Consider the following 26,501-nt stretch of genomic DNA (forward strand, 5'->3'; position numbering starts at 1 on the left):
CATCTTCACCTTATTCAAACCTGTGCGATCCATTTGCGATGCGTATGAATCGACATCAAAACCCCAAACGCTGACAGCAATGTCACCAGCGAAGTTCCGCCGTAGCTAATGAACGGCAACGGCACCCCCACCACCGGCAGCAGGCCACTGACCATACCGATGTTGACGAAAACGTAAACAAAAAACGTCATGGTCAGCGCGCCGGCCAGCAATTTGCCGAACAGCGTCTGCGCCTGCGCAGTGATCACCAGGCCGCGACCGATCAGCAGCAAATAGATCAGCAACAGCGCGCAAATGCCTACCAGGCCAAACTCTTCGCCCAATACCGCAATAATGAAGTCGGTGTGGCTCTCGGGCAAAAAGTCCAGGTGCGACTGAGTGCCCAGTAACCAACCTTTACCAAATACGCCGCCGGAACCGATGGCCGCCTTCGACTGGATGATGTTCCAGCCGGTGCCCAGCGGGTCGCTTTCGGGGTCGAGGAAGGTCAGGATCCGCTGCTTCTGGTAGTCGTGCATAAAGAAGAACCACATGGCCACGGCCACGGGCACGGCGGCGGCCAGCACGCTGAGGATCCAGCGCCAGCGCAAGCCGCCCATGAACAGCACGAACGCACCGCCGGCCAGGATCAGCAGCGAGGTACCGAGGTCCGGCTGGCGCACGATGAGGATAAACGGCACGCCGATCAGGATCAGGCTGATCCCCACGTGCTTGAGCTGCGGTGGCAAGGTGCGTTTGGACAAGTACCAGGCGATGGTCGCCGGCATCAGAATCTTCATGAATTCCGACGGCTGGAAGCGAATCACCCCCGGAATGTTGATCCAGCGGGTCGCGCCCATGGCGTTGTGCCCCATCACGTCCACGACCACCAGCAGTAACACGCCCGCTACATAACCGAGCGGCACCCAGCGCGCCATGAAGCGCGGCTCCAGCTGGGCGATCACTACCATCGACAACAAGCCCAGGCCGAACGACGACGCTTGCTTGATCAGCAGGTCCCAGTTCTTACCACTGGCCGAATACAACACGAACAGACTGCCGGCCGCCAGGGTCAGCAGCAGGATCAGCAACGGGCCGTCAATGTGCATGCGCTGCAGCAACGTCGCGCGGCGACGCATCACGTCCTCACTGGAGAGGATGCGGTCAAAATTACTCTTCACTGGCCGTAACCTCGGTGCTTGAAGGGGGGCCGCCATATTCGGGCTTGAGCCTGCCGTCGTCGGCCAACAGCCAGGCGTCCATCACTTGGCGCACCACGGGCGCGGCGACGCCGGAACCGGACTCGCCGTTCTCGACCATCACCGCCACCACGATCTTCGGGTCGTCCGCCGGCGCAAAACCCACGAACAGGGCATGGTCGCGGTGACGTTCCTGGACCTTGGAGCGGTCGTATTTTTCGCCCTGCTTGATTGCCACTACCTGGGCGGTACCGCTCTTGCCGGCGATACGGTATTGCGCGCCGATCGCCGCCTTGCGCGCGGTACCACGTGCGCCGTGCATGACTTGCTGCATGCCGTGGTTGACCTTGGTCCAGTCGGACGGGTCGCGCAGCATGATGTCCGGGATCGGGTTTTCATCCAAAGGCTTTTCGCCTTCGATGGTCCTGGCCAGGTGCGGGCGGTTCCAGATGCCTTTGTTGGCCACCAGCGCGGTGGCCTGGGCCAGCTGCAACGGTGTTGCCTGCATATAGCCCTGGCCGATGCCGAGGATCAGCGTTTCGCCTGGGAACCAGGCCTGGCGACGGGTCGCGCGCTTCCACTCCCGCGACGGCATCAGGCCTGGGGATTCTTCGAACATGTCCAGGGAGACTTTCTGGCCGAGGCCGAACTTACCCATGTAGGCGGACAAACGGTCGATACCCAGCTTATGGGCCAGGTCGTAAAAATAGGTGTCGTTGGAGCGCATGATCGCGGTGTCCAAATCGACATAGCCGTCACCGGTGCGGTTCCAGTTACGGTATTTGTGATCGTAGTTGGGCAGCATGTAGTAGCCCGGGTCGAACACGCGGCTGGAGGCCGTGACCACCCCTGCGTCCAACCCCGCAATTGCCACCGCAGGCTTGATCGTCGACCCCGGCGGATACAGGCCGCGCAGTACGCGGTTGAACAACGGGCGGTCGATGGAATCGCGCAACTCGGCGTAAGCCTTGAAGCTGATGCCCGTGACAAACAAGTTGGGGTCAAAGCTTGGCTGGCTGACCATCGCCAGCACTTCGCCGGTCTTCGGGTCCAGCGCGACCACCGCCCCCCGTCGCCCGCCCAACGCCATCTCGGCCGCTTCCTGCAGCTTGATGTCCAGGCTCAACACGATGTCCTTGCCCGGTACCGGGTCGGTACGCTTGAGCACCCGCAGCACGCGGCCGCGGGCGTTGGTCTCGACTTCCTCGTAACCCACCTGGCCGTGCAGCTCGGGCTCGTAGAAACGCTCGATGCCGGTTTTGCCGATGTGGTGGGTGCCGCTGTAATTGACCGGGTCGAGGGTCTTCAGCTCTTTCTCGTTGATCCGCCCCATGTAGCCGACGGAGTGGGCAAAGTGCGGCCCTTGCGGGTAATGCCGCACCAACTGCGCCACCACTTCCACGCCCGGCAGACGGAACTGGTTTACCGCGATCCGCGCGATCTGCTCTTCGGTCAGCTCAAACAGGATGGGCACCGGCTCGAAAGGTCGGCGCCCCTGCTTCATGCGTTTCTCGAAGATCAACCGGTCTTCCGGCGTCAGTTGCAGCACCTCGACGATCACGTCGAGGACCTGCGCCCAGTCGCCGGAGCGCTCGCGGGTCATGCTCAGGCTGAAGCTGGGCCGGTTATCCGCGACCACCACGCCATTACGGTCGAAAATCAGCCCACGGGTGGGCGGAATCGGCTGCACATGCACCCGGTTGTTTTCGGACAGCGTGGAGTGATAGTCGTACTGGATCACCTGCAGGAAATACAGGCGCGCAATCAACACCCCGATCAACCCCACCACCAAAAAAGCACCGAACACGACCCGAGCGCGTACCAGACGTGCGTCTTTCTCGTGGTCCTTGATGCGGATCGGTTGGGTCATCGGGAGGGGCGCAGATTATTTGTGGTAAGGGTGCCCGGACAGAACTGTCCAGGCGCGATACAGCTGTTCACCGATCAGGATCCTTACCAACGGGTGCGGCAGCGTCAGCGCCGACAGCGACCAACGCTGGTCCGCCCGCGCACAGACTTCCGGCGCCAGCCCTTCGGGGCCGCCGACCATGAAGTTGACCGTACGCGAATCCAGGCGCCAGCGATCCAGCTCCACCGCCAGTTGCTCGGTGCTCCAGGGCTTGCCGTGCACTTCAAGAGTGACGATGCGCTCGTTAGGGCCGACCTTGGCCAGCATGGCTTCGCCTTCCTGACGGATGAAGCGCGCCACGTCGGCATTCTTGCCCCGGGTATTGAGCGGTATTTCCACCAGTTCAAGCGAAAGCTCAGCGGGCAGACGCTTGGCATACTCGTGCCAGCCTTCTTCCACCCACTTGGGCATGCGTGAACCGACAGCGATCAGACGCAGGCGCACAGCCGTTCCTTATTCCTGGTCTTTGTTGAGCTTGTCGAAGTGCGCGTGGCCCACTTCCGGGCTGTGGTGCTTGCCATCGGCGGCACGGCTCTGCTCGGCGCCTTTCCATAGACGCTCCAGGTCATAGAACTGGCGAGCATTGGAAGTCATCATGTGAACGATCACGTCGTCCATGTCCAGCAGCACCCAGTCGCTGTCGCCCTTGCCTTCTTCACCCAGCGGCTTCACGCCTTGGGCTTTGACGGCTTCGCGGACCTTGTCGAGCATCGCGCCGATCTGGCGGTTCGAGGTACCGGTGGCGATGATCATGTAGTCGGTGATGCTCTGCTTGTCGCGCACGTCCAGCACCTGGATGTCCTGGGCTTTCACGTCTTCCAAGGCCGCCACGGCGACTTTTACCAGCTCTTCGCCAGCCAGCTCAGGGCCAACATGGGCTTCAACCGGCAGCGGGGCGCTTTTGAAGGTGCCTTTGCGCTTAACTTTGCTTACGTCTTTGTTCGTCATATAAAACTCGTTTTGCTCGTATGTTCGGGCGCTCGCTGTACGACTGTACGTACGTTCAAGCGCGCCTTTTCAGTTCGACGCACGGTAAAGCCCGTGCGCATCGATGTAGGCCAGGACCGCGTCAGGCACCAGGAAACGTACCGACTTCCCGCTGGCCAGCAGTTGACGGATCTGGGTGGCGGACACCGCAAGCGGGGTCTGCCAGACGAATGCAATATTCCCGTTCGGCCCGGTCAGGGCCAAGGGGTCACTTACCGACCGCGCGGCCAGCAGGTTGCGCAAAGCATCCGGCGGTTCGCTGTCGGCATCCGGGCGTTGCAAAACCAGGATGTGGCAATGCTGGAGGAGTTCCTCCCAGCGATGCCAAGAGGGCAGGCCGCAAAATGCGTCCCAGCCCAAAAGCAGAAACAACTGGTCATCCGCGGCCAACTCGGCCCGCATCAGCTCCAGGGTGTCAACAGTGTAGGACGGTTTATCGCGCTTGAGCTCGCGGTCGTCCACCACCAGCGGCGCGATGTCCTGCACCGCCAACCGCACCATTTCCAGGCGCTGCTGCGGCGACACCTGCGGTGTATCGCGATGGGGCGGCCGGGCGTTGGGCATCACGCGCAACTCATCCAGCGCGAGGGCATCCGCGACTTCCAGGGCACTGCGCAAATGGCCGATGTGCACGGGGTCGAAGGTACCGCCGAGCAGCCCGATGCGTTTAGCCATCAAGTGCGCACATGACCGTCGCCGAACACCACGTACTTCTCGCTGGTCAGGCCTTCCAGGCCAACCGGGCCGCGCGCATGGAGCTTGTCGGTGGAAATACCGATCTCCGCGCCCAGGCCATACTCGAAGCCGTCGGCAAAACGCGTGGAGGCGTTGATCATCACCGAAGCGGAATCCACTTCGTTGAGGAAGCGCCGCGCATCGCTGAAATGCTCGGAAACGATGGCGTCAGTGTGCTTGGAGCCATAGGTGTTGATGTGTTCGATGGCCTCGTCCAGGTCGTCGACAATCTTGATCGACAGGATCGGTGCCGTGTATTCGGTGTACCAGTCCAACTCGGTCGCCTCGATCACGTCCGCCCCCAGCAGCGCTCGGGTGCGCTCGCAACCCCGCAGTTCCACGCCCTTGTCGCGGTAGATGGCAGCCAGCGGCGGCAGCACGCGATCGGCAATGCCGACGTGCACCAGCAGGGTTTCCATGGTGTTGCACGGGGCGTAGCGGTGGGTCTTGGCGTTGTCGGCGATGCGGATCGCCTTGTCGATATCGGCGGCGATGTCGACGAACACGTGGCATACACCGTCCAGGTGCTTGATGACCGGCACCTTGGCATCACGGCTGACGCGTTCGATCAGGCTCTTGCCACCGCGCGGCACAATCACGTCGACGAATTCCGGCATGGTGATCAGCGCACCCACGGCGGCGCGGTCGGTGGTTTCAACCACTTGCACCACTTCGGCGGGCAACTCGGCCACGGCCAGGCCCTGTTGAATGCAGGCAGCGATGGCACGGTTGGAATTGATCGCCTCGGAACCGCCACGCAGGATGGTGGCGTTACCGGACTTGAGGCACAGGCTCGCGGCATCGATGGTCACGTTCGGACGCGACTCGTAAATGATGCCGATCACGCCCAGGGGCACGCGCATCTTGCCGACCTGGATGCCGGACGGCAGGTAACGCATGTCGCGGATTTCACCGATGGGGTCAGGCAGCTTGGCCACCTGACGCAGGCCTTCGATCATGTCGTCGATGCGTGCCGGGGTCAGCGCCAGGCGGTCCAGCAAGGCCGGCTCCAGGCCATTGGCGCGGCCGTTGGCCAGGTCCTGTTCATTGGCGGCGGTGAGCTCGGAGCGCGAAGCATCCAGAGCGTCGGCGGCGGCCAGCAAGGCACGGTTCTTCTGCGCGGTGCTCGCACGGGCGATCAACCGCGAGGCCTGACGGGCAGCGCGACCCAGGCGGGTCATGTAGTCAAGAACGGACTCAGTCATGGTCAGGGAGTCTTGGCAAAGAGGAAAGCGGCAGATTATAGCTGTGACGCCGCCCGACTGACAGCGGTGAGGGGCGGATGGTCGAAATGAACTGTAAAAACCTGGGGTTCAGCGGTAATTAAGGTGGGAGTTGTTATGATTCGGTCACATTTAGCCGTATTTACCCCTGACCGCCATGCCCAGCTCATCGCCCCAACGCCCCGCCAGCGCCCTGCCCGACCGCTTCTTCGACCGGGACGCGCAAATCCTCGCGCAAGCATTGCTCGGAAAAGTCATACGCCATCGTGTCGGCGAAATCTGGCTTTCGGCGCGAATTATTGAAACCGAAGCGTATTACGTGGCCGAAAAAGGCAGTCACGCTTCATTGGGCTACACAGAAAAACGTAAGGCTTTGTTTCTGGATGGTGGCCATATCTACATGTACTACGCCCGTGGCGGCGACTCCCTGAACTTCAGCGCCCATGGGCCGGGCAATGCCGTGCTGATCAAATCAGCGTATCCATGGGTCGACGACGTGTCCGGCCCGGCCAGCCTGGCGCAGATGCTGCTGAACAACCCGAACGCCGATGGCAGCCCGCGCGCCGCGCAAAAGCTGTGCGCCGGCCAGACACTGCTGTGCAAAGCCCTGGGGTTGAAGGTACCGATGTGGGACGCCAAGCGCTTCGATCAGGCGTTGCTCTACGTTGAAGACGTGGGCCAGACCCCGACGCAGATCATACAAACCACCCGCCTGGGCATCCCCAGCGGCCGCGATGAACACCTGATGTACCGCTTCGTCGATGCAGGCTATGCGCCATATTGCACACGGAACCCGCTGCGCCGGGGCCAGGTCGAAGGCCGCGACTACGTTTTGATTTGAATGGATCCAGACGGCTGCAACACAGCAGATCAAGTTATGTATTACATAGAGGGAGTGACGTTGTATGGGCCAATGGCTCGATAGCATTACCGGCTGGCTGACCCTGAACCCCGAATGGCTGGCGGTCGCGGTGTTTATCGTCGCCTGTGTGGAGTGCCTGGCCATTGCCGGGCTGATCGTGCCGGGCACGGTTTTATTGTTTGCGATTGCGGCGCTGGCCGGCAGCGGCGCGCTGTCATTGAGCGAAACCCTGCTGGTGGGCTTCCTGGGGGGGCTACTCGGGGACGGGGTTTCCTATTACCTGGGTCGACATTTCCATCAGAACATCCGGCGCCTGCCAGGCCTTCGCCATCACCCCGAATGGATGAACGGCGCTGAAACCTACTTCCACAAATACGGCATCGCCAGCCTGCTGGTCGGACGCTTCATCGGCCCGCTGCGCCCCATGCTGCCGATGGTGGCCGGGATGTGCGACATGCCGTTTCCGCGCTTCGCGGTGGTGAGCATTGTGGCCGCCGCGGGCTGGTCGGTCGCCTATCTGCTGCCGGGCTGGGCGACTGGTGCCGCCTTCCGCCTGCCGTTGCCCGAAGGTTTCTGGCCCGAGGCGGCGGTGGTGGCTGCGTGCCTTGCTGTGTTGATTGGGCTCAGCCTGAACAGCAGCTTGCGCGGCCATCGTCGCGCCACCTTGTGGGTCGGCTGCGCCAGCCTGACGTTGTTGATCGCCGTGTTTATCGGCTATCACTCGCTGGACAACTTTGACCAGGGCCTGAGCGCCCTCGTGCAGGAGCATCGTAGCCCGTGGCTCGACGAAGTCATGGTGCGGATCACCCAACTGGGTGAGTTCAAGAAAATGTTTTTCGCCAGCGCCGTGTTCACCGGCCTGCTGTTACTGGCGCGGCAATGGCGTCATGCTGTGTTCGTCGGCGCCACGTTGGCCGGGTCTGCTGTCATCAATACGGGAACCAAGCTGTTTTTCGCCCGTGGCCGCCCGGAAATCCTTACAGACCCACTGACCAGTTTCAGCATGCCCAGCGGCCATGCGTCCGGCGCGTTCGCGTTTTTCCTGGCGTTGGCGGTATTGGCCGGTCGTGGACAACCCATCCGGCTGCGCCTGACCTGGATGCTGCTGGGCTGCATTCCCGCGGCGTTCATTGCGCTGTCGCGGGTCTACCTCGGCGCCCATTGGCCCACCGACATCCTGGCCGGCACGCTGCTGGCGATGACGGTGTGTGCATTCAGCCTGGGCGCCAGCGAGTATCGAAGCCCGCTGCCGGCCATGTCGCAAAAGACCTGGTGGCTGCTGTTACCGGCGCTGATCGCGGTGCTGAGCTTCATCGCGCTCACCGGCACCCCTCACGCCCTGCTCCGATATGCCTACTGACCCTTGGCCGGGCCGATCCAATCGACGGAGGCGGCTCGGCGCTCAACGCAGCGTTCACGCCGCTCCAGCAACATCTCATCGGCAATTTCCGCCGCGCGCTCGGCGATGTACTCCGGGCCGCGGTTTGCCTCTTGCTGGATCAGTTGCGCGGTCACGCTGATGAGAAACCCGTCCCAGACCGCCTGCTCCGAGTGCGCTAGCCGAATCATGTTCATCCCCTGACCCTGAGTGTGTGATCGGAGACTATTTCAGGCCCCGCGCACGGGACAACGAAGGAACGTCTGATAACAACGCCGGATATTTCCGAAGTCAGTTGAACAGCTCACCCTGCAACTCATCCAGTAACATCTGGATCGCATCCAGCCGCTGCTGCGGGTCATCGAGTTGCAGCAGGTCGATCTTGTCGGCCTCGGTGAAGGGCAGCAGATACGCCAGCTGGTTGCCCAAGGCTTGCTGCCCTTCGGCGCGGGCGTCCATGTCCAGCGAGGCCACCATCGGGTGCTCGGCCAATGCCTGCAGCAGCGCCAGCAAGTCGGCATCCTCTTCTTCCAGCGGCTGGTCCGGCAGGTCTTCGAGCCATTGCACGTCGGCCACCAGCAATTGGTCCTTCTGCACGCCGGCGTCACGTACCCGGAACCGGCGACCGCCTTCCACGCGAATGCCCAGCAGGCCGTTGTCCTGCTGCTTGAAGTCGCGAATCAGCGCTTCACAGCCGATCAGCGCGTAGCCGTCCGGGGCCATGCCTACCTCCTTGCCGTCGAGGATGCACACCACGCCGAAGCTTTCGCCTTTTTTCATGCAGCGGCTGATCATGTCCAGGTAGCGCGCCTCGAACAATTGCAGGTCGAGGGTGCAGCCAGGGAACAGCACGGTATTGAGCGGGAACAGCGCCAGACTCATAAAGGTTTCCTTAAACCCGGTTTAAACGATCACCGACACGGCCAGCGGCAGGAACACTGCCGTGGCCACGCCCATCAGACTCATGGCCAGCGCTGCAAAGGCGCCGCACTCTTCGCTTTCCTGCAAGGCCACCGAGGTGCCGACAGCATGGGCGGTCATGCCCAGCGCCATGCCGCGCGCTTCCGGGCTGTACACGCCCAACCGTGACAAATACGCCGGGCCGATCATCGCACCCACCACCCCGGTGATCAGCACAAACACCGCCGCCAGCGCCGCCACGCCCCCGATCTGCTCGGCCACCAGCATGGCAATCGGCGAGGTCACCGACTTAGGCGCCATGGTCATCAACATCATGTGTTCGGCGCCAAACCACCTACCCAGCACGACACAGAGCCCGGTAGCCAGCACCCCGCCTACCACCAGCGTAGTAAAAATCGGCCAGAACAATTGGCGGATGCGCCGCAGGTTCAAATAAAGCGGTACGGCCAGGGCCACCGTCGCCGGGCCCAGCAGGATGCTCATGATTTCGGTGCTCTTGCGGTACTCGGCGTAGCTCAGGCCACAGGTCAGCAACACCCCGATCACCAGCAGCATGGACACCAGCACCGGCTGCAGGAAGATCCAGCGGGTTTTCTCGAAACCTGCGAGTACCACTTGATAAGCGCCGAGGGTGATGCCGATGCCAAACAACGGATGGTGGATCACCGCCGTCCACGCGCCCTGCCAGTCGAAGGTCATTGATCCTTCTCCTTGCGCTTGACCATCTGTTGCATCAGCACGCCGACAAAGCCCATGGCGATCACCAGCGACAGCACCAGCGCGCCGACGATGGCCCAGAAATCAGCGGCGATGTCCTTGGCATACACCATGACCCCCACCGCCGGCGGCACCAGCAATAACGGCAGGTACCGCAACAGGCTGCTGGCCGCCAGGCTCAATGGCTCGCCGACTTCACCTCGCCAGACCAGAAAGCCCAGCATCAGGAGCAAACCGATGATCGGCCCCGGCAGCACCGGCAACAGCAAATGGTTGATCGCGGTGCCGATCAGTTGAAACAGCACCAGCCAGGTCAGGCCACGTAACAGCATCCGTTCTTCCCCCTCAAGACTCGCCCGCATTATAAGCACGCCCGCCCTATGCACCGGCATTCGCCAAAAGCATGGTGGGTTGACCGGGCTGATTGGCCATGATGATCTACATTGGTTCTCTGTAACCCATAAAACCCCGACGTTGTGCACCGCATGATGAACCAAGGAGAGACGCAATGCCCTATGTACCCGTAGCGCAGCTCAAAGACTATGTCGGCAAGGAACTGGGACGTTCCGAGTGGCTCACCATCGACCAGGCGCGCATCAACCTGTTCGCCGAGGCCACGGGCGACCACCAGTTCATCCATGTCGACCCGGTCAAGGCCGCGCAGACTCCGTTTGGCAGCACCATCGCCCACGGTTTCCTGTCGCTGTCGCTGATGCCCAAGTTGATGGAAGACATCCTGATCATGCCTGAAGGCCTGAAGATGGCGGTCAACTACGGTCTGGACAGTGTGCGCTTTATCCAGCCGGTGAAGGTCAACTCCAAGGTGCGCCTGAACGTGACCCTCACCGACGTCACCGAGAAAAAGCCTGGCCAATGGCTGTTCAAGGCCACCGCCACCCTGGAAATCGAAGGGCAGGAAAAACCGGCTTACATTGCTGAGTCGTTGTCGCTCTGCTTCGTGTAAGCCTTCCCTGTGGTGAGGGATAAAACCTCACCACAGTGTATGTAAATTTATGTATGTAACTCGCAGCTGCGGCATACTCGGCGCTCAATTATCCGGATCCCGCTATGCGCCCACTCGCTCCCCTCGCCCTTGCCCTGTTGCTCACCGCTTGCGGAGATGGCGAATCGCTGTTGCCGCCCGATGCGCGCCTGCCCGACGGCGGACGCTACCGGGGCGATGTGGTCAATGGCTTGCTGCAAGGCCAGGGGCGCGTGGACTACCCCAACGGCAGTTGGTACGCCGGCCAGTTCGACAAAGGCCAATGGCACGGCCAGGGCGAGTGGCATGGCAGCAATGGCGAAGTCTATAAAGGCCAGTTCCAGCAGGGTTTGTTCGATGGCCAGGGCAGCCTGACCACCGCGGGCAGCCACTATGTGGGCGGCTTCAAGAATGGCCGGCGCAACGGCGAAGGCACCCTCAAAGAGGGGCAAATGACCTATCGCGGCGAATTCAAGGACGACCAGTATTCGGGCCTCGGTCGTCTGGAACTGGCTGACGGCAGTCAGTATCAAGGCCAGTTCGCCCACGGCAAACCGAATGGCGAAGGCCAGCGCAACGATGACAGCGGCAACCAGTTCAGCGGCCATTTCGTCGATGGCCAACTGGAAGGCAACGGTACGTTCAACAGTGCCGACGGCGATATCTATGTCGGCCAGTTCAAACAGAACCAGCTCAACGGCAAGGGCCGCTATGAGAACGCCGACGGCGACGTGTGGATCGGCCAGTTCAAGGAGGGCGCGCTCAGCGGCAAAGGCGAATTGATCGGCGTCGACGGCAGCCACTATGTCGGCCAGTTCAGCGATTGGCGCTTTACCGGTGAGGGCCGCCTGAACCTGTCCGACGGCAGTTTCTATATCGGTGGTTTCGACAGCGACAGCTATCAAGGCAAAGGCACCCTTGTCCTTACTGACGGCACCGTACACGCCGGCACCTGGGTCAATGGCATGCGCGTGCGCGACGCCGACGGAAAACTGTTGCCCGACCCTCTGGAAATCGGCGTACTAGCCCAGGGCCACCTGCTGGATGCGGCGCTTGCCGCCGTGCCCGCCTCCACCCCCGCCGTAGAGCTCTATACCCTGGCCGTGGCCGGCGACGGCAAACAAAGCGTGTTCCTGCGCGAGGCCGACTACGTCAGTAACCTGCTCGCCACCCGGTTCGGCGCGCGTGGGCAGATCCGCCTGGTCAATCACCGCGACCACATCGCCGACCGCCCCCTGGCCACGCGCGAAAGCCTGCGTCGCGCGGTGCAAACCCTGGCCGAGCGCACCGGCCCGGAAGACCTGGTATTTATCTACATGACGAGCCACGGCACCCACGAACACGAACTGGTGCTGGACCAACCGCGCATGGAGCTGGCCGATTTGCCTGCCGATGAGTTGGCCGCCGTACTGGCACCGTTGAAGAACCGCGACAAAATCGTGGTGATTTCGGCCTGCTACTCCGGCGGGTTCATCCCGGCGCTGAAAGATGAACGCACCCTGATCATGACCGCCTCGCGGGCCGACCGGGTGTCCTTCGGGTGTTCCGAGGAAGCTGACTTCACCTACTTTGGCGATGCCCTCTTCGCCCAAGCCTTCAACCAGACCGACGACTTGCAGCAAGCCTTCAAGCTGGCACAACTGCAGGTGGCCGAACGCGAACAGGCGGACAACTTCGAAGCCTCCGAACCGCAGATCTGGGCCCCCAAGGGCGTCATCGCCCACTGGCAATTATTACGCAAACAGCAGGCACGAAAGGCGCTCGAAAGCGTCTCAATGAATAGCAAGGAAGCCAAAGGCAACTAAGCTGAACTGTGTAACAAGGGGGAAACACCATGTACCTGACGCCTCAGCATATCTTGCTCGCCGGAGCTTCCGGCCTTACCGGCGAACACCTGCTTGACCGCCTGCTCAACGAACCCACCGTCACCCGCGTGCTCGCACCCAGCCGCAAGCCATTGGCCGAACACCCACGCCTCGAAAACCCGGTGGGCGACCCGGCCGTGTTTCTGCCGCAACTGAGTGGCCGGGTGGACATCGCCTTCTGCTGCCTCGGCACCACGATCAAACAGGCAGGCTCCGAAGCCGCCTTCCGCGCCGTCGACCTGGACATGGTCGTGGCGTTCGCCAAGCGTGCGCGGGAAATGGGCGCGCGGCACCTGATCGTGATCAGCGCGATCGGCGCCGACCCGAAATCCTCGGTGTTCTATAACCGGGTCAAAGGGGAAATGGAACAGGCACTGAAGACCCAGGACTGGCCACAACTGACCATCGTGCGGCCGTCGTTGCTGCTGGGGGAGCGGTTGGAGCCGCGCTTGGCCGAACAATTGGCCGGACCGTTGTCGCGGTTGATTCCGGGCAAGTACCACGGCATCGAAGTGTGCGAACTGGCGCGAGCCATGTGGCGCCTGGCGCTGGAAGAGCAGGATGGGGTGCGGGTGGTGGAATCGGATGAGTTGCGCAAGCTAGGTAAGTAATGTTGCGGTGACCGGGCAAGCCTGTTCAAAGGCTGAAAATCTCCCTGTAGTGAGCGGGCTTGCCCCGCGCTGGGCCGCGAAGCGGCCCCAAACCAGGCGAATGGTGTTTACCTGAAGTTCGGCGGTGTATTTATTGGGGCCGCTTCGCAGCCCAGCGCGGGGCAAGCCCGCTCACTACAAAGATGGGCCCTATAGGCCGCCTGTGGCGTTGAATCCAACGCCCAGCACCGTCAACACCGACAGCGGCAACAACAAGGTATCGAGCAATGCACTCGCCGGCAGGTCCACACCCGGATAAGTCGGCGCCTCAGCACCAAACCGATCCTTGGCGCAGCAACCACCGTTCATTGCATACAAATCCAACCGCGTGCCGGCATACACCACTGGCGCGTTTGGCTGCGCGGCATCCAAGGTGCGCGCAGTGGCGCAGCCCGTGAGTTGCAACGCCAGCAAGATCAGCAGGGCCTTATTCATCGCTGCTCAAATGGTGTTCACCCCAACGCGGCAGCATGTCCTGGGGGATGTTCAGCAGGTTGAGAATACGCGCCACTACAAAGTCCACCAGGTCATCGATGGTCTGAGGCTGGTGATAGAAACCGGGCGAGGCCGGCAGAATCGTCACGCCCATGTTCGACAATTTGAGCATGTGCTCCAGGTGAATACTCGAATACGGCGCTTCACGTGGCACCAGAATCAACTGGCGGCGCTCCTTCAAGGTGACGTCGGCCGCGCGCTCGATCAGGTTGTTGCAGGCACCGGTGGCAATCGCCGACAAGGTGCCCGTGGAACATGGCACCACCACCATCGCCGCCGGGGCACCCGAGCCGGAGGCCACGGGCGACATCCAGTCCTCTTTGCCGTAGACCTTGATCTGCCCCGCCGCCGCACCGGTGTACTCAGTGAGGAAGGCCTGCATCATCTGCACTTTGGGCGGCAACGCCACGTCGGTCTCAGTGGCCATGACCAATTGCGCGGCCTTGGAGATGAGGAAGTGCACTTCGCGCTCTTCGCGCACCAGGCAATCCAACAGCCGCAGGCCATAGGGCGCGCCCGATGCACCGGTCATCGCCAGGGTGACACGTTCCGGCCCGCTCATTTCAGCGCCTCGGCCAATTTGCCGTGCAGGCCGCCGAAGCCGCCGTTGCTCATGACCACCACGTGGGTACCGGGTTTGGCCTGCTGCCGAACGTGCTCAATGATGCCCTCGATGCTATCGCAGACGGTGGAGGGCACGGTGCACAGGGCGGCGATGCCCGGCAGGTCCCAGCCGAGGTTGGCGGGGGCATACCACACCGCCTCGTCGGCATCGTTGACGCTTTCGGGCAAACCATCGCGGTGCGCGCCGAGTTTCATGGAGTTGGAACGCGGTTCGATGATCGCAATGATCGGCGCATCACCGACACGCTTGCGCAGGCCATCCAATGTGGTAGCAATGGCCGTCGGGTGGTGGGCAAAGTCGTCGTAGATGGTAATCCCATTCACGTCGGCGACTTTTTCCATACGCCGCTTTACGCTCTTGAATGCGCTCAAGGCGGCAATGCCCATGGACGGCACCACGCCCACATGCCGCGCAGCCGCCAGGGTCACCAAGGCATTGGCGACGTTGTGCTGGCCGGTCATGTCCCAATCGACAATGCCCTGGGCTTCGCCGTCGAACAGCACTTCAAACTTGGAACCGTCTTCGCTGAGCAGCTTGACCTGCCACTGCCCGCCCGCCCCGGTGGTCTGCACCGGGGTCCAGCAGCCCATCTCGATCACACGCTGCAAGGCGGGCTCGGTGGTCGGGTGGATCACCAGGCCTTCGCTTGGAATAGTGCGCACCAAATGGTGGAACTGCCGCTCGATGGCCGGCAGATCGGGGAAGATGTCGGCGTGATCGAATTCCAGGTTGTTCAGGATCGCCGTGCGCGGGCGGTAGTGAACGAACTTGGAGCGCTTGTCGAAGAAGGCGCTGTCGTATTCGTCTGCCTCGATCACGAAGAACGGCGTATCGCCCAAACGCGCGGATACCGAAAAGTTCTGCGGCACACCGCCGATCAGGAAACCCGGGCTCATGCCCGCGTGTTCCAGCACCCAGGCCAGCATGCTGCTGGTGGTGGTCTTGCCGTGGGTGCCGGCAACCGCCAGCACCCACCGGCCTTGCAACACATGGTCGGCCAGCCATTGCGGGCCAGACACATAAGGCAAACCTTTATTGAGTACGTACTCGACCGCCGGGTTGCCACGCGACATGGCGTTGCCGATCACCACCAGGTCCGGCACCGGGTTGAATTGCGCGGGGTCGTAGCCTTGGGTCAACGCAATGCCCTGAGCCTCGAGTTGCGTGCTCATGGGCGGGTAAACGTTGGCGTCGGAGCCGGTGACGTGATGGCCCAGCTCTTTGGCCAGTACCGCCATCGAGCCCATGAACGTGCCGCAAATACCGAGAATATGAATGTGCATAGTCGACCTCGTAAAACATCGAGGCAGGTTAGCGCAGGGGGGCGAAAATCGCACCCTTTAGCTGAGGGCATGGCGTGCAATGCCGTGCCTGCGCAGCTTTCTATACAGCGTGTTGCGGCTGACGCCCAACTGCTCCGCCGTGTGCGTCATGTGCCAGCGCTGTTGCTGCAAAGCGGTCAGCAATGCCAGGCGCTCTGCGTCTTCCAGCGGCGACTCTGCGGGCCTGGCCTGCGCGAAGACCACCGGGCGGGCCTGGCGAATCTGCGCGGGCAAGTCCTCAAGCGCTACGCGCCCTTCATCACACAGCGCCACCAACGTACGCAGCACCGTGCGCAACTGGCGCACGTTACCCGGCCAGGCAAATGCCAACAGCGCCATACGCGCCGCCGGGTCGAGCGCCACCGCTTCGCCGTTGGCCTCCTGCACCAGCAGGAAATCCAGCAACTGGGACTTATCACTGCGCTCGCGCAAAGCGGGCAACCCGACTTCCAGGCCATTGAGCCGGTAATACAAGTCCTCGCGGAAGCTGCCGTCCTGCACACGCTCCAGCAAATTCCGGTGGGTTGCGCTGATAATTCGCACATTCACAGCCTGGGGCTCACCGCCGAGCGGGACCACCAGCCGATCCTCCAGCACCCTTAATAGACGGGTTTGCAGCGCCAGGGGCATATCGCCGATTTCATCGAGGAACAGGGTGCCGCCATCGGCCTGCTGCAACTTGCCTTGCATGCCCTCTTTGCGCGCGCCGGTAAAGCTGCCGCCGCGATAGCCGAACAGTTCGCTTTCGATCAGGCTTTCCGGGATGGCGGCGCAGTTGAGCGCCACGAATGCCTTGTCGGCACGCTGGCTGGCCTGGTGCACCGCCTTGGCGAAGGCCTCTTTACCGGAACCGGTTTCGCCATTGATCAGCAACGGCACATCGCGCTCGAATACCCGCAGCGCCTTGCTGAAGTCCCGTTGCAGCGCCGGATCGCCCAGGCAGATGCCGGGCAGGCGCGGCCGCTCCACCACGGCAGGCCTGGCGACCGGTGCGGGAACGCTGCGCGCCTGGCCGCGCAGCGCCGCGAACAGCGGCCGGCCATCACGGGTACGCAGCGGCCAACTGGCCGTGGCATTGGCACTGGCGCGCCCGAGCAACTGGTCCAGGGAGCATTCGAAAAACGCCTCCACCGGCTGCCCCAACAAGCCGCCACGCAGCTGCCCCAGCAGGTTCAGCGCGCTCTGGTTGACGGCACAAATGCGCCCGTTGCCATCAAACGCCAGCAGCCCTTCGCTGAACAGGCCCACCGACTCCGCCTGCAGATGAAAACGCAGCAACCAGTGGTGTTCAAAGTGACGCAGGAAGTAGCAACTCTCGATCATCTTCGCCGACAGGTTCACCAACGCCATGGTGTGAAACTGGCTCTGGCGCGACACGGCTTCGCGCGCCGAAGACACATCCAGCACGGCCAGCAGGTCACCGTGGGGATCGAACACCGGGCTCGCCGAACACGTCAGCCCGGTATGCCGGCCACGAAAGTGCTCATCGCGATGGATGGTCAGGGATTGGCGCTCCACCAGGCAGGTGCCGATGCCATTGGTGCCTTCGCAGGCTTCGCTCCAATCCGCCCCCAGCCACAGCCCGGCGCGCTCGAAAATCTTACGCTCGGACGGCGCAGTGACACAGTTGAGGATCACGCCCCGCGCATCCGTGAGCAGCACGGCGTGCCCCGCGCCCGAGAGCTGCTGATGCAGGCTGTTCATCTCGCTGCCTGCGATGTGCAGCACCTGTTGCAGACGCTCGCGGCTTTCCAGCAGGCGGCCGTGTTCGAGCACGGTGGGGGCAATGGTTTGCGCAGGGTCGAGGTGGTAGTCCTCCAGACAACGCAGCCAGGAGCGGGCGATGGAGGGGTCGCTGGACGGGTCGCGGCCATGCGCCACAGTGAGCACCTGCTGGGCATGGCGACTGAAATGATCGTTGTGCATTTCTTATTATTCTCCCTGCGTGAGAGCGCCCAGCATCCCCCAGCCATCCGACCAATGCAATCCCGGGCCGACCCACTGGTCACGGGCTGTACCGTATATGGCACAAACTGTCACATGACCTGTATCAGCCCTGCCACAGCAACGCCTTGCAACAATGCCCAAGCCCTTGATTTCCCTGGCCCACGAAGCGGTGGCCCAACCTTTGCTCTACGCTTTATCAAGCGCTTGCTGCGCTGCGCTCCCAATAAACATAAAAGCCAGGAGATACCCACCATGCGTTACGCACACCCCGGTACTGAAGGCGCCATCGTTTCGTTCAAGGCCAAGTACGGCAACTACATCGGTGGCGAGTTCGTTGCGCCGGTCGATGGCAACTACTTCACCAACACCTCGCCGGTCAACGGCAAGCCCATCGCCGAATTCCCGCGCTCCACGGCCAAAGACATCGACAAAGCCCTGGACGCCGCCCATGCCGCCGCCGACGCCTGGGGCAAGACCTCGGCCCAGGACCGCTCGCTGGTCCTGCTGAAAATCGCCGACCGCATCGAACAGAACCTCGAACTGCTGGCCATTACCGAAACCTGGGACAACGGCAAGGCCGTGCGTGAAACCCTCAACGCCGACATTCCGCTGGCGGCCGACCACTTCCGCTATTTCGCCGGTTGCATCCGTGCCCAGGAAGGCACCAGCGCCGAAATCAATGAACACACCGCGTCCTATCACTTCCATGAGCCACTGGGCGTGGTTGGCCAGATCATCCCGTGGAACTTCCCGCTGCTGATGGCGGCATGGAAGCTTGCCCCGGCCCTGGCCGCCGGTAACTGCGTGGTGCTCAAGCCTGCCGAGCAAACCCCGCTGGGCATCAACGTGCTGATGGAATTAATCGGCGACCTGCTGCCACCGGGCGTACTGAACGTGGTGCACGGTTTCGGTAGAGAAGCCGGCGAAGCCCTGGCCACCAGCAAACGCATCGCCAAGATTGCCTTCACCGGTTCCACGCCAGTGGGCTCGCACATCATGCATGCGGCGGCCGAGAATATTATTCCGTCGACGGTGGAGCTGGGCGGCAAGTCGCCGAACATCTTCTTTGCCGACATCATGAAGGCCGAACCGTCGTTTATCGAAAAGGCTGCCGAAGGCCTGGTGCTGGCGTTCTTCAACCAAGGTGAAGTGTGCACCTGCCCGTCCCGCGCACTGGTGGAAGAGTCGATCTACGACGACTTCATGAAAGTGGTGATGAAGAAGATCGAGTCGATCAAACGTGGCGACCCGCTCGACACCGACACCATGGTCGGCGCCCAGGCGTCCGAGCAGCAGTTCGACAAGATCCTGTCCTACCTGGAAATCGCCAAGGGCGAAGGCGCGCAACTGCTGACCGGCGGCAAGGTCGAGAAGCTCACCGGCGATATGGCCGGCGGCTATTACATCCAGCCGACCCTGCTCAAGGGCACCAATGAAATGCGCGTGTTCCAGGAAGAGATCTTCGGCCCGGTGGTGAGCATCACCACCTTCAAGGACGAAGCCGAAGCCCTGGCCATTGCCAACGACACCGAGTTCGGCCTGGGCGCCGGGGTGTGGACCCGCGACATCAACCGCGCCTACCGCATGGGCCGGGCGATCAAGGCGGGCCGCGTGTGGACCAACTGCTACCACCTGTACCCGGCGCATGCCGCATTCGGTGGCTACAAGAAGTCCGGCGTGGGGCGTGAAACCCACAAGATGATGTTGGATCACTACCAGCAGACCAAGAACTTGCTGGTGAGTTACGACATTAATCCACTGGGCTTCTTTTAACTAACCCGCCTCCCACATTTGAAATGCAATCAAATGTGGGAGGGGGCTTGCCCCCGATTGCAGTGTGTCAGCCCCTAACTTTTTAACTGATCCACCGTCATCGGGGGCAAGCCCACTCCCACCGTTTTAGATCTTCATAAGTACTTGCGAAGTGCATCCGGCACAAAGATGCCGAACTAAAAAAAATAACAACGAAAGGTACTTTCCCATGCCTAGCGAACCTACAAGTTCATCCGTCGACTTTGAAAAAGTCGACTCCCAATACTTCCAACAACGCGAATTGAAAAAAGGCGCCGCCGGCTGGGTGCTGTTAGTCGGCCTTGGCGTTGCCTACGTGATCTCCGGTGACTACGCCGGCTGGAACTTCGGCCTGGCCCAAGGTGGCTGGGGCGGCATGTTCCTGGCCACCTTGCTGATGGCCACCATGTACCTGTGCATGTGTTTTTCCCTCGCCGAACTGTCGTCCATGATCCCCACCGCGGGCGGTGGCTACGGCTTTGCCCGCAGCGCCTTCGGCCCCTGGGGCGGGTTCCTCACCGGCACGGCCATCCTGATCGAATACGCCATCGCCCCCGCCGCCATCGCGGTGTTTATCGGCGCCTATTGCGAATCGCTGTTCGGCATCGGCGGCTGGATGATTTACCTGGCGTTCTACATCATTTTTATCGGCATCCACATCTTCGGTGTCGGCGAAGCCTTGAAGCTGATGTTTGTGATTACGGCCGTTGCTGCGATTGCGCTGGGGGTATTCCTGGTCGCCATGGTGCCGCACTTCAACGTCGCCAACCTGCTGGATATCCCGGTGAGCGAGGCCAAGGGCGCCAGCACTTTCCTGCCCTTCGGCTACGTGGGTGTGTGGGCGGCGATTCCGTATGCCATCTGGTTTTTCCTGGCGGTAGAGGGTGTGCCCCTGGCCGCCGAAGAGACCAAGAACCCGAAGCGCGACCTGCCGCGCGGCTTGATCGGCGCCATTGTGGTGCTGACCAGTTTTGCCCTGCTGATCCTGGTGATTGCTCCAGGGGGCGCCGGCACTTATGCGCTGGTCAAGTCCGGCAACCCACTGGTAGAAGCGCTGGCCTTGGCCTACGGCGGCTCGACCTGGATGGGCAGCTTCGTCAACCTGGTCGGCCTCGCAGGGCTGATCGCGAGCTTTTTCTCGATCATCTACGCCTATTCGCGGCAGATCTTCGCCCTGTCCCGCGCCGGCTACCTGCCGCGCAAACTGTCCCAGACCAATAAAAGCAAGGCTCCCGTGCTGGCCCTGGTGATCCCCGGCATCATCGGCTTTGGCCTGTCGCTGACCGGCCAGGGTGATCTGCTGATTCTGGTAGCGGTGTTCGGCGCGACCATTTCCTATGTGCTGATGATGGCCGCGCACATCACCTTGCGCATCCGTCGCCCCAAAATGGATCGTCCGTACCGCACGCCGGGCGGTATTTTCACCTCAGGCGTTGCGCTGGTGCTGGCCTGTGTGGCCGTAGTGGCGGGCTTTCTGGTGGATCCGCGCGTGGTGATTGGCGCCGCGATCATCTATGGAGTATTAATTGCTTACTTTGCTTTCTACAGCCGGCATCACTTGGTAGCGGGTACGCCCGAAGAGGAATTCGCGGCGATCCAGGCCGCAGAGGCCGCCCTGCACTAGATGCCGTAAACCTCGACGCGGGTGCCATTCTCACAGTGGGCCCGCGCCATCAAGGAGACACTGTATGGCAAGCTTTTCCCACGCGGTGGGTGCTCAAACCTACCGCTTCGACAGCCTCAAGGACGTGATGGCCAAGGCCAGCCCCGCGCGTTCCGGAGACTTTCTCGCCGGCGTGGCCGCACAGAACGACGGTGAGCGGGTGGCGGCGCAGATGGCGTTGGCGAATATCCCGCTGAAACACTTTCTGCAAGAAGTGCTGATCCCCTATGAAAGCGATGAAGTCACCCGCCTGATCATCGACACCCACGATAAACAGGCATTTGCCGCCGTCAGCCACCTGACCGTCGGCGGCCTGCGCGACTGGCTGCTCAGCGACGCGGCCGATGAACACGCCCTACGCGCCTTGGCGCCAGGGCTGACACCGGAAATGGCCGCCGCCGTGTCGAAGATCATGCGCGTCCAGGACCTGGTGTTGGTGGCGCAGAAGATCCGCGTGGTCACGCAATTTCGCGGCACCCTGGGCCTCCGCGGACGTTTATCCACACGCCTGCAGCCCAACCACCCGACGGACGAACCGGCAGGCATCGCCGCGAGCATTCTCGACGGCCTGTTGTATGGCAACGGCGACGCCATGATCGGCATCAACCCGGCCACCGACAGCATCGCCTCGATCTGCGCCATGCTGGAGATGCTCGACGCGATCATCCAGCGCTACGAAATCCCGACCCAGGCCTGCGTACTCACCCACGTCACCACGTCCATCGAAGCGATCAACCGTGGCGTGCCGCTGGACCTGGTGTTCCAGTCGATTGCCGGCACAGAAGCGGCCAACGCCAGTTTCGGCATCAGCCTGAGCGTGCTGCAGGAGGGTTACGAAGCGGGTCTGAGCCTCAATCGTGGCACGTTGGGCCAGAACCTGATGTATTTCGAGACCGGCCAGGGCAGCGCCTTGTCGGCCAATGCGCACTTTGGTGTCGACCAGCAAACCTGCGAAACCCGCGCCTATGCGGTGGCTCGGCACTTCAAGCCGTTCCTGGTGAACACCGTGGTGGGCTTTATCGGGCCGGAGTACCTGTACAACGGCAAGCAAATCATCCGCGCCGGCCTTGAAGACCACTTCTGCGGCAAGCTGCTCGGCGTGCCGATGGGCTGCGACATCTGTTACACCAACCACGCCGAAGCCGACCAGGATGACATGGACACCCTGCTGACCCTGCTGGGCGTGGCCGGGATCAACTTCATCATGGGCATTCCCGGCTCCGACGACATCATGCTCAACTACCAGACCACCTCGTTCCACGACGCCTTGTACGCCCGCCAGACCTTGGGGTTGAAGCCGGCGCCGGAGTTTGAGCAGTGGTTGGCGAAAATGGGCATCTTCACGCAAGCCGACGGCAAGGTGCACTTCGGCAACAGCCTGCCACCGGCGTTTCGCCAAGCCTTGGCGCAATTGGGATGAAGGAGCCGCCTGTGCAACTCGACCTGCCTGCCAACCCCTGGCTGGAACTGCGCCGCCTGACGCCAGCCCGTATCGCCCTGGGCCGCACCGGCACCAGTATCCCCACCAACGCGCAGCTGGATTTTCAGTTCGCCCACGCTCAGGCGCGGGACGCGGTGCATTTACCCTTTGATCATGCAGGCCTCAGCAGCCAATTGGCCGAACGCGGCCGCGACAGCCTGCTGCTGCACAGCGCTGCTGCCGACCGGCACAGCTACCTGCAACGCCCGGACCTGGGGCGGCGCCTCAGCGATGAATCGGCCCAGGCCTTGCGTGACCACGCCTCAGCCAATCCCGGCGGCGTGGACTTGGCAGTGGTCGTGGCCGATGGTTTATCGGCACTGGCCGTGCATAAACATACCTTGCCGTTTCTGACGCGCATGGAGGAACAAACCCACGCTGAAGGGTGGTCCTTGTCGCCAGTGATCCTGGTGGAACAAGGCCGCGTGGCAGTGGCGGATGAAATCGGGCAATTGCTCGGTGCCAAGATGGTGGTGATCCTGATCGGCGAGCGGCCTGGGCTCAGTTCGCCGGACAGCCTGGGACTGTATTTCACCTACAACCCCAAGGTCGGCCTTACGGATGCCTATCGCAATTGCATCTCCAACGTACGCCTGGAAGGCCTGAGCTACGGCATGGCGGCCCACCGCCTGCTTTACTTGATGCGAGAGGCGTGTCGGCGGCAACTGTCGGGGGTCAATCTCAAGGACGAGGCGCAGGTCCAGACCCTCGAATCCGATGATCCTGACCTGATGAAAGGCAATTTCCTGCTCAGTTCACCGGATGACTGATTGCGGCACGATTGCGCTTTTTCGTGCCTTTAGGCAGCATCGAGTCACGGCCGCTCGTGTGGTCATACCCCATTTGGAAGTTGAGGCCTGGCATGCGGATTACTCAAGCGACCCTGGAACACCTGGACCTGTTGACCCCGCTGTTCGTCAAATACCGTGAGTTCTACGGCGCCTTGCCCTTCCCGGACTCATCGCGCGGCTTTCTGGAAAAACGCCTGCGCCGCAAGGAGTCGGTGATTTACCTGGCCCTGGCCGATGATGACGACAAGAAGTTGCTGGGCTTTTGCCAGCTGTACCCAAGCTTTTCGTCGTTGTCGCTCAAGCGGGTGTGGATCCTCAATGACATCTATGTGGCGGAGGACGCTCGCCGGCAACTGGTGGCGGATAACCTGATGCGCACGGCGAAGAAGATGGCCAAGGAAACCCACGCGGTGCGGCTGCGGGTGTCGACCAGCAGTGACAACGAAGTGGCGCAGAAGACCTATGAGTCGATCGGGTTTCGCGAAGACACCGAATTCAAGAACTACACGCTGCCGATCAGTGAGGATTGATCGCGGCAGCCCAAACACCTCAAATCTCATGTGGGAGGGGGCTTGCCCCCGATAGCAGTGTGTCAGTCAGCCAATTTGTAACTGGCACTGCCTCATCGGGGGACAGCCCCCTCCCACATTTAGCCCTGCAGCGCTTGCAAGCCCGAGTACCACGACATCCCCCGCTACAAAACCAACACGCTTTTCACGACTCAATCCGTATAATGCGGACCTTTCAGGGTTGTAAGAAATGCGGCATACACTTGTAGCCTTATTACCCGAGCTTCCGCACAGGCCTGCTGAGCCGGGCCATTCACACAGGTGCCATCCATGGATTTCAACCCGCTCGACCTTATCCTGCATCTCGATGTGTACCTCGACCTGCTGGTAACCAATTACGGTCCGTGGATCTACGCCATTCTGTTTCTGGTCATTTTTTGCGAAACCGGCCTGGTGGTCATGCCGTTCCTGCCGGGTGATTCGTTGCTGTTCATCGCCGGCGCCGTGGCGGCAGGTGGCGGCATGGACCCGGTCCTGCTCGGCGGCTTGTTGATGCTGGCGGCGATCCTGGGCGACAGTACCAACTACGTGATCGGGCGAACGCTGGGCGAACGTTTGTTCAACAACCCGAACTCGAAAATCTTCCGTCGCGACTACCTGCAAAAAACCCACGATTTCTACGACAAGCACGGCGGCAAAACCGTGACCCTGGCGCGCTTCCTGCCGATCCTGCGCACCTTTGCACCGTTCGTTGCCGGTATCGCGAAAATGCCCTACGCGCGGTTCTTCGGGTTCAGCGTGCTCGGCACCATTCTGTGGGTCGGCGGCCTGGTGACCCTGGGCTACTTCTTCGGCAACGTACCGTTCATCAAGAAAAACCTGTCGTTGCTGGTGGTGTTCATCATCCTGCTGTCGCTGGTGCCGATGATTATTGGCGTGTTCCGCAGCCGTTTTGGCCGCGCATCCTCCGAAGCCAAGCCGCAGTAACCTGCGATGTGGTCCCTCAGCGCCTGGCGTCGCCGGCGCTTGCTGGCCAAGCACCCGATTGCCGAGGACACCTGGCAACGGGTGCGCCACCACCTGACCTTCCTCGACGGCATCAGCCCCGAGCAGGACCAGTGGCTGCGCGAAGCCTGCGTGGTGTTCCTCGCCGAAAAGCACCTGACCGCCCTGCCCGGCGTTGAGCTGCACCAGGAACAACGCCTGCTGCTCGCCGCCCAGGCGCAACTGCCGCTGATGAACCTCGGCGACCTTGACTGGTACCAGGGCTTTCACGAAATCGTGCTGTACCCCGACGACTTCGTCAGCCCCCAGCGCCATCGCGACAGCAGCGGCATCGAGCACGAATGGGACGGCGAACACAGCGGCGAAGCCTGGCAACAAGGCCCGGTGATCCTCGCCTGGCCCGGCGTGCTCGCCAGCGGCAACTGGGAAGGCTACAACTTGGTCATCCACGAACTGGCGCACAAGCTCGACATGCTCAACGGCGACGCCAACGGCCTGCCGCCGCTGCACAACGACATGCGCGTGCAGGAATGGGCCTGCGTGATGCAAAGCGCCTACGACGACCTCAATCGCCAGTTGGACGACAACCCGGACGCTGAAACTGAGATTGACCCCTACGCCGCTGAAAACCCGGCGGAATTCTTTGCCGTCACCAGCGAGTATTTTTTCAGCGCCCCGGATTTACTGGTCAGTTGTTATCCACAGGTGTACGCCCAACTGAGCCGCTTTTATCGCCAGGATCCCCTGGCCCGCCTTACTCGACTGCAAGCCGACGACCCGCGTTATCAGTCGCAGGGCGAATGACCGTACGACGTCTGGCGCATGGCATCGGCGGCGGAATGTGCCTATAATCGCCGCCACTTTTAGGCCAATCCGGCCAAGTTTCTTGGCCAACTAACGGGGGCAACGCCCAATGAGCTACAGCAAGATTCCGGCTGGCAAAGACCTGCCGAACGACATCTACGTCGCCATCGAGATTCCGGCCAACCACGCGCCGATCAAATACGAAATCGACAAAGACAGCGACTGCCTGTTCGTTGACCGTTTCATGGCCACCCCGATGTTCTACCCGGCCAACTACGGTTTTATCCCTAACACCCTGGCTGACGACGGTGACCCCCTCGACGTGCTGGTCGTAACCCCTTATCCGGTTACTCCAGGCTCGGTTATCCGCGCACGCCCAGTCGGCATCCTGAACATGACCGACGACGGCGGCGGCGATGCCAAAGTGATCGCGGTCCCTCACGACAAGCTGTCCCAGCTGTACGTCGACGTGAAGGAATACACCGACCTGCCGCCACTGCTGCTGGAACAGATCAAGCACTTCTTCGAGAACTACAAAGACCTCGAAAAAGGCAAATGGGTGAAGATCGACGGTTGGGGCAACGCAGACGCCGCCCGCGCCGAGATCCTGAAGTCGGTTGCTGCCTACAAAGGCTGATACCGGTTCCTCATTGCTTCGGCAA

The 26,501-nt window shown here is 61.8% G+C and carries 27 protein-coding genes; 13 read left to right on the forward strand and 14 right to left on the reverse strand.

Annotation, left to right across the window (positions count from 1 at the left end):
- Nucleotides 1-14: 14 nt before the first annotated feature.
- From rodA to QCBJ_RS04835, 6 genes are all read right to left on the reverse strand, one after another.
- Entirely contained in the window at nucleotides 15-1,118 is a 1,104-nt protein-coding gene (gene rodA / locus QCBJ_RS04810; protein ID WP_015886065.1) for a rod shape-determining protein RodA, read from the reverse strand.
- A 31-nt stretch (nucleotides 1,119-1,149) separates the two neighbouring features.
- Nucleotides 1,150-3,048 (reverse strand): penicillin-binding protein 2, encoded by a 1,899-nt coding sequence (gene mrdA, locus QCBJ_RS04815; protein ID WP_102060236.1) that lies wholly within the window; start codon nucleotides 3,046-3,048, stop codon nucleotides 1,150-1,152.
- Nucleotides 3,049-3,063: 15 nt separating this feature from the next.
- The gene (gene rlmH / locus QCBJ_RS04820) at nucleotides 3,064-3,531 is read right to left on the reverse strand and encodes a 23S rRNA (pseudouridine(1915)-N(3))-methyltransferase RlmH (protein WP_003176297.1); all 468 of its coding nucleotides are present in this window, start codon (nucleotides 3,529-3,531) and stop codon (nucleotides 3,064-3,066) included.
- A 9-nt stretch (nucleotides 3,532-3,540) separates the two neighbouring features.
- Nucleotides 3,541-4,035, reverse strand: a complete 495-nt coding sequence (rsfS, locus tag QCBJ_RS04825; protein WP_003237041.1) for a ribosome silencing factor — start codon at nucleotides 4,033-4,035, stop codon at nucleotides 3,541-3,543.
- A gap of 69 nt (nucleotides 4,036-4,104) precedes the next feature.
- Nucleotides 4,105-4,749 (reverse strand): nicotinate-nucleotide adenylyltransferase, encoded by a 645-nt coding sequence (gene nadD, locus QCBJ_RS04830; RefSeq protein ID WP_102060237.1) that lies wholly within the window; start codon nucleotides 4,747-4,749, stop codon nucleotides 4,105-4,107.
- Complete coding sequence (locus QCBJ_RS04835) at nucleotides 4,749-6,014, reverse strand: glutamate-5-semialdehyde dehydrogenase (RefSeq protein ID WP_102060238.1); 1,266 nt, start codon at nucleotides 6,012-6,014, stop codon at nucleotides 4,749-4,751. The genes nadD and QCBJ_RS04835 overlap by 1 nt, the downstream gene beginning before the upstream one ends.
- Before the next feature lie 175 nt (nucleotides 6,015-6,189).
- On the opposite strand from QCBJ_RS04835, the gene QCBJ_RS04840 reads away from it, so the two are divergent.
- Nucleotides 6,190-6,873: a DNA-3-methyladenine glycosylase gene (locus tag QCBJ_RS04840; protein WP_015886069.1), complete on the forward strand. Its 684-nt coding sequence runs from the start codon at nucleotides 6,190-6,192 to the stop codon at nucleotides 6,871-6,873.
- A gap of 64 nt (nucleotides 6,874-6,937) precedes the next feature.
- Nucleotides 6,938-8,254 (forward strand): bifunctional DedA family/phosphatase PAP2 family protein, encoded by a 1,317-nt coding sequence (locus QCBJ_RS04845; RefSeq protein WP_015886070.1) that lies wholly within the window; start codon nucleotides 6,938-6,940, stop codon nucleotides 8,252-8,254.
- Here the strand turns inward: QCBJ_RS04845 and QCBJ_RS04850 are convergent.
- The 4 genes from QCBJ_RS04850 to QCBJ_RS04865 all read right to left on the reverse strand — a co-directional run bounded on the left by QCBJ_RS04850 (nucleotide 8,248) and on the right by QCBJ_RS04865 (nucleotide 10,242).
- Entirely contained in the window at nucleotides 8,248-8,463 is a 216-nt protein-coding gene (locus QCBJ_RS04850) for a hypothetical protein (RefSeq protein WP_093544366.1), read from the reverse strand. The two genes, QCBJ_RS04845 and QCBJ_RS04850, sit on opposite strands and share 7 nt — an antisense overlap.
- Nucleotides 8,464-8,563: 100 nt before the next feature.
- A complete protein-coding gene (locus QCBJ_RS04855) occupies nucleotides 8,564-9,154 on the reverse strand; it encodes an LON peptidase substrate-binding domain-containing protein (protein WP_015886072.1) in 591 nt (196 codons plus the stop codon).
- A 21-nt stretch (nucleotides 9,155-9,175) separates the two neighbouring features.
- Nucleotides 9,176-9,892, reverse strand: a complete 717-nt coding sequence (locus QCBJ_RS04860) for an LrgB family protein (protein ID WP_102060239.1) — start codon at nucleotides 9,890-9,892, stop codon at nucleotides 9,176-9,178.
- Nucleotides 9,889-10,242, reverse strand: a complete 354-nt coding sequence (locus tag QCBJ_RS04865; RefSeq protein WP_015886074.1) for a CidA/LrgA family protein — start codon at nucleotides 10,240-10,242, stop codon at nucleotides 9,889-9,891. Before QCBJ_RS04865 ends, QCBJ_RS04860 begins: the two co-directional genes overlap by 4 nt.
- Nucleotides 10,243-10,418: 176 nt before the next feature.
- Between QCBJ_RS04865 and QCBJ_RS04870 the strand changes: the two genes are divergently transcribed.
- The 3 genes from QCBJ_RS04870 to QCBJ_RS04880 all read left to right on the forward strand — a co-directional run bounded on the left by QCBJ_RS04870 (nucleotide 10,419) and on the right by QCBJ_RS04880 (nucleotide 13,368).
- Complete coding sequence (locus tag QCBJ_RS04870) at nucleotides 10,419-10,874, forward strand: MaoC family dehydratase (RefSeq protein WP_003194496.1); 456 nt, start codon at nucleotides 10,419-10,421, stop codon at nucleotides 10,872-10,874.
- Between the two features lie 104 nt (nucleotides 10,875-10,978).
- Nucleotides 10,979-12,697, forward strand: coding sequence for a C13 family peptidase (locus tag QCBJ_RS04875; protein WP_064052197.1), 1,719 nt, complete (start codon nucleotides 10,979-10,981; stop codon nucleotides 12,695-12,697).
- Nucleotides 12,698-12,726: 29 nt separating this feature from the next.
- On the forward strand, nucleotides 12,727-13,368 hold the full coding sequence (locus QCBJ_RS04880; RefSeq protein ID WP_015886076.1) for an oxidoreductase: 642 nt from the start codon (nucleotides 12,727-12,729) through the stop codon (nucleotides 13,366-13,368).
- Nucleotides 13,369-13,557: 189 nt separating this feature from the next.
- On the opposite strand, the gene QCBJ_RS04885 is transcribed toward QCBJ_RS04880, so the two are convergent.
- From QCBJ_RS04885 to QCBJ_RS04900, 4 genes are read right to left on the reverse strand one after another with little or no spacing between them, the layout of a single operon-like run.
- On the reverse strand, nucleotides 13,558-13,842 hold the full coding sequence (locus QCBJ_RS04885) for a YceK/YidQ family lipoprotein (protein WP_015886077.1): 285 nt from the start codon (nucleotides 13,840-13,842) through the stop codon (nucleotides 13,558-13,560).
- The gene (ubiX, locus tag QCBJ_RS04890; RefSeq protein WP_010206807.1) at nucleotides 13,835-14,464 is read right to left on the reverse strand and encodes a flavin prenyltransferase UbiX; all 630 of its coding nucleotides are present in this window, start codon (nucleotides 14,462-14,464) and stop codon (nucleotides 13,835-13,837) included. The genes QCBJ_RS04885 and ubiX overlap by 8 nt, the downstream gene beginning before the upstream one ends.
- Complete coding sequence (gene mpl, locus QCBJ_RS04895; RefSeq protein ID WP_015886079.1) at nucleotides 14,461-15,810, reverse strand: UDP-N-acetylmuramate:L-alanyl-gamma-D-glutamyl-meso-diaminopimelate ligase; 1,350 nt, start codon at nucleotides 15,808-15,810, stop codon at nucleotides 14,461-14,463. Before mpl ends, ubiX begins: the two co-directional genes overlap by 4 nt.
- Nucleotides 15,811-15,867: 57 nt before the next feature.
- Nucleotides 15,868-17,775: a sigma-54-dependent Fis family transcriptional regulator gene (locus tag QCBJ_RS04900; RefSeq protein WP_102060240.1), complete on the reverse strand. Its 1,908-nt coding sequence runs from the start codon at nucleotides 17,773-17,775 to the stop codon at nucleotides 15,868-15,870.
- 273 nt (nucleotides 17,776-18,048) lie between these two features.
- On the opposite strand from QCBJ_RS04900, the gene QCBJ_RS04905 reads away from it, so the two are divergent.
- From QCBJ_RS04905 to ppa, 8 genes are all read left to right on the forward strand, one after another.
- Nucleotides 18,049-19,569 (forward strand): aldehyde dehydrogenase family protein, encoded by a 1,521-nt coding sequence (locus QCBJ_RS04905; protein WP_015886081.1) that lies wholly within the window; start codon nucleotides 18,049-18,051, stop codon nucleotides 19,567-19,569.
- Between the two features lie 208 nt (nucleotides 19,570-19,777).
- On the forward strand, nucleotides 19,778-21,211 hold the full coding sequence (eat, locus tag QCBJ_RS04910; protein ID WP_093544214.1) for an ethanolamine permease: 1,434 nt from the start codon (nucleotides 19,778-19,780) through the stop codon (nucleotides 21,209-21,211).
- A gap of 64 nt (nucleotides 21,212-21,275) precedes the next feature.
- On the forward strand, nucleotides 21,276-22,670 hold the full coding sequence (locus QCBJ_RS04915) for an ethanolamine ammonia-lyase subunit EutB (protein WP_015886083.1): 1,395 nt from the start codon (nucleotides 21,276-21,278) through the stop codon (nucleotides 22,668-22,670).
- Nucleotides 22,667-23,500, forward strand: coding sequence for an ethanolamine ammonia-lyase subunit EutC (eutC, locus tag QCBJ_RS04920; RefSeq protein WP_102060241.1), 834 nt, complete (start codon nucleotides 22,667-22,669; stop codon nucleotides 23,498-23,500). The genes QCBJ_RS04915 and eutC overlap by 4 nt, the downstream gene beginning before the upstream one ends.
- A gap of 92 nt (nucleotides 23,501-23,592) precedes the next feature.
- Complete coding sequence (locus tag QCBJ_RS04925; protein ID WP_015886085.1) at nucleotides 23,593-24,051, forward strand: N-acetyltransferase; 459 nt, start codon at nucleotides 23,593-23,595, stop codon at nucleotides 24,049-24,051.
- Between the two features lie 309 nt (nucleotides 24,052-24,360).
- On the forward strand, nucleotides 24,361-25,017 hold the full coding sequence (locus tag QCBJ_RS04930; protein WP_043205963.1) for a DedA family protein: 657 nt from the start codon (nucleotides 24,361-24,363) through the stop codon (nucleotides 25,015-25,017).
- A 6-nt stretch (nucleotides 25,018-25,023) separates the two neighbouring features.
- Nucleotides 25,024-25,839, forward strand: coding sequence for a zinc-dependent peptidase (locus QCBJ_RS04935; protein WP_102060242.1), 816 nt, complete (start codon nucleotides 25,024-25,026; stop codon nucleotides 25,837-25,839).
- A 109-nt stretch (nucleotides 25,840-25,948) separates the two neighbouring features.
- Nucleotides 25,949-26,476 carry an inorganic diphosphatase gene (gene ppa, locus QCBJ_RS04940; RefSeq protein ID WP_003219382.1) on the forward strand — a complete coding sequence of 176 codons (528 nt, stop codon included), beginning with the start codon at nucleotides 25,949-25,951 and terminating at the stop codon, nucleotides 26,474-26,476.
- Nucleotides 26,477-26,501 lie beyond the last annotated feature (25 nt).

The sequence above is a fragment of the Pseudomonas sp. QC2 genome, from assembly GCF_002859085.1.
Taxonomy (GTDB): domain Bacteria; phylum Pseudomonadota; class Gammaproteobacteria; order Pseudomonadales; family Pseudomonadaceae; genus Aquipseudomonas; species Aquipseudomonas petroselini.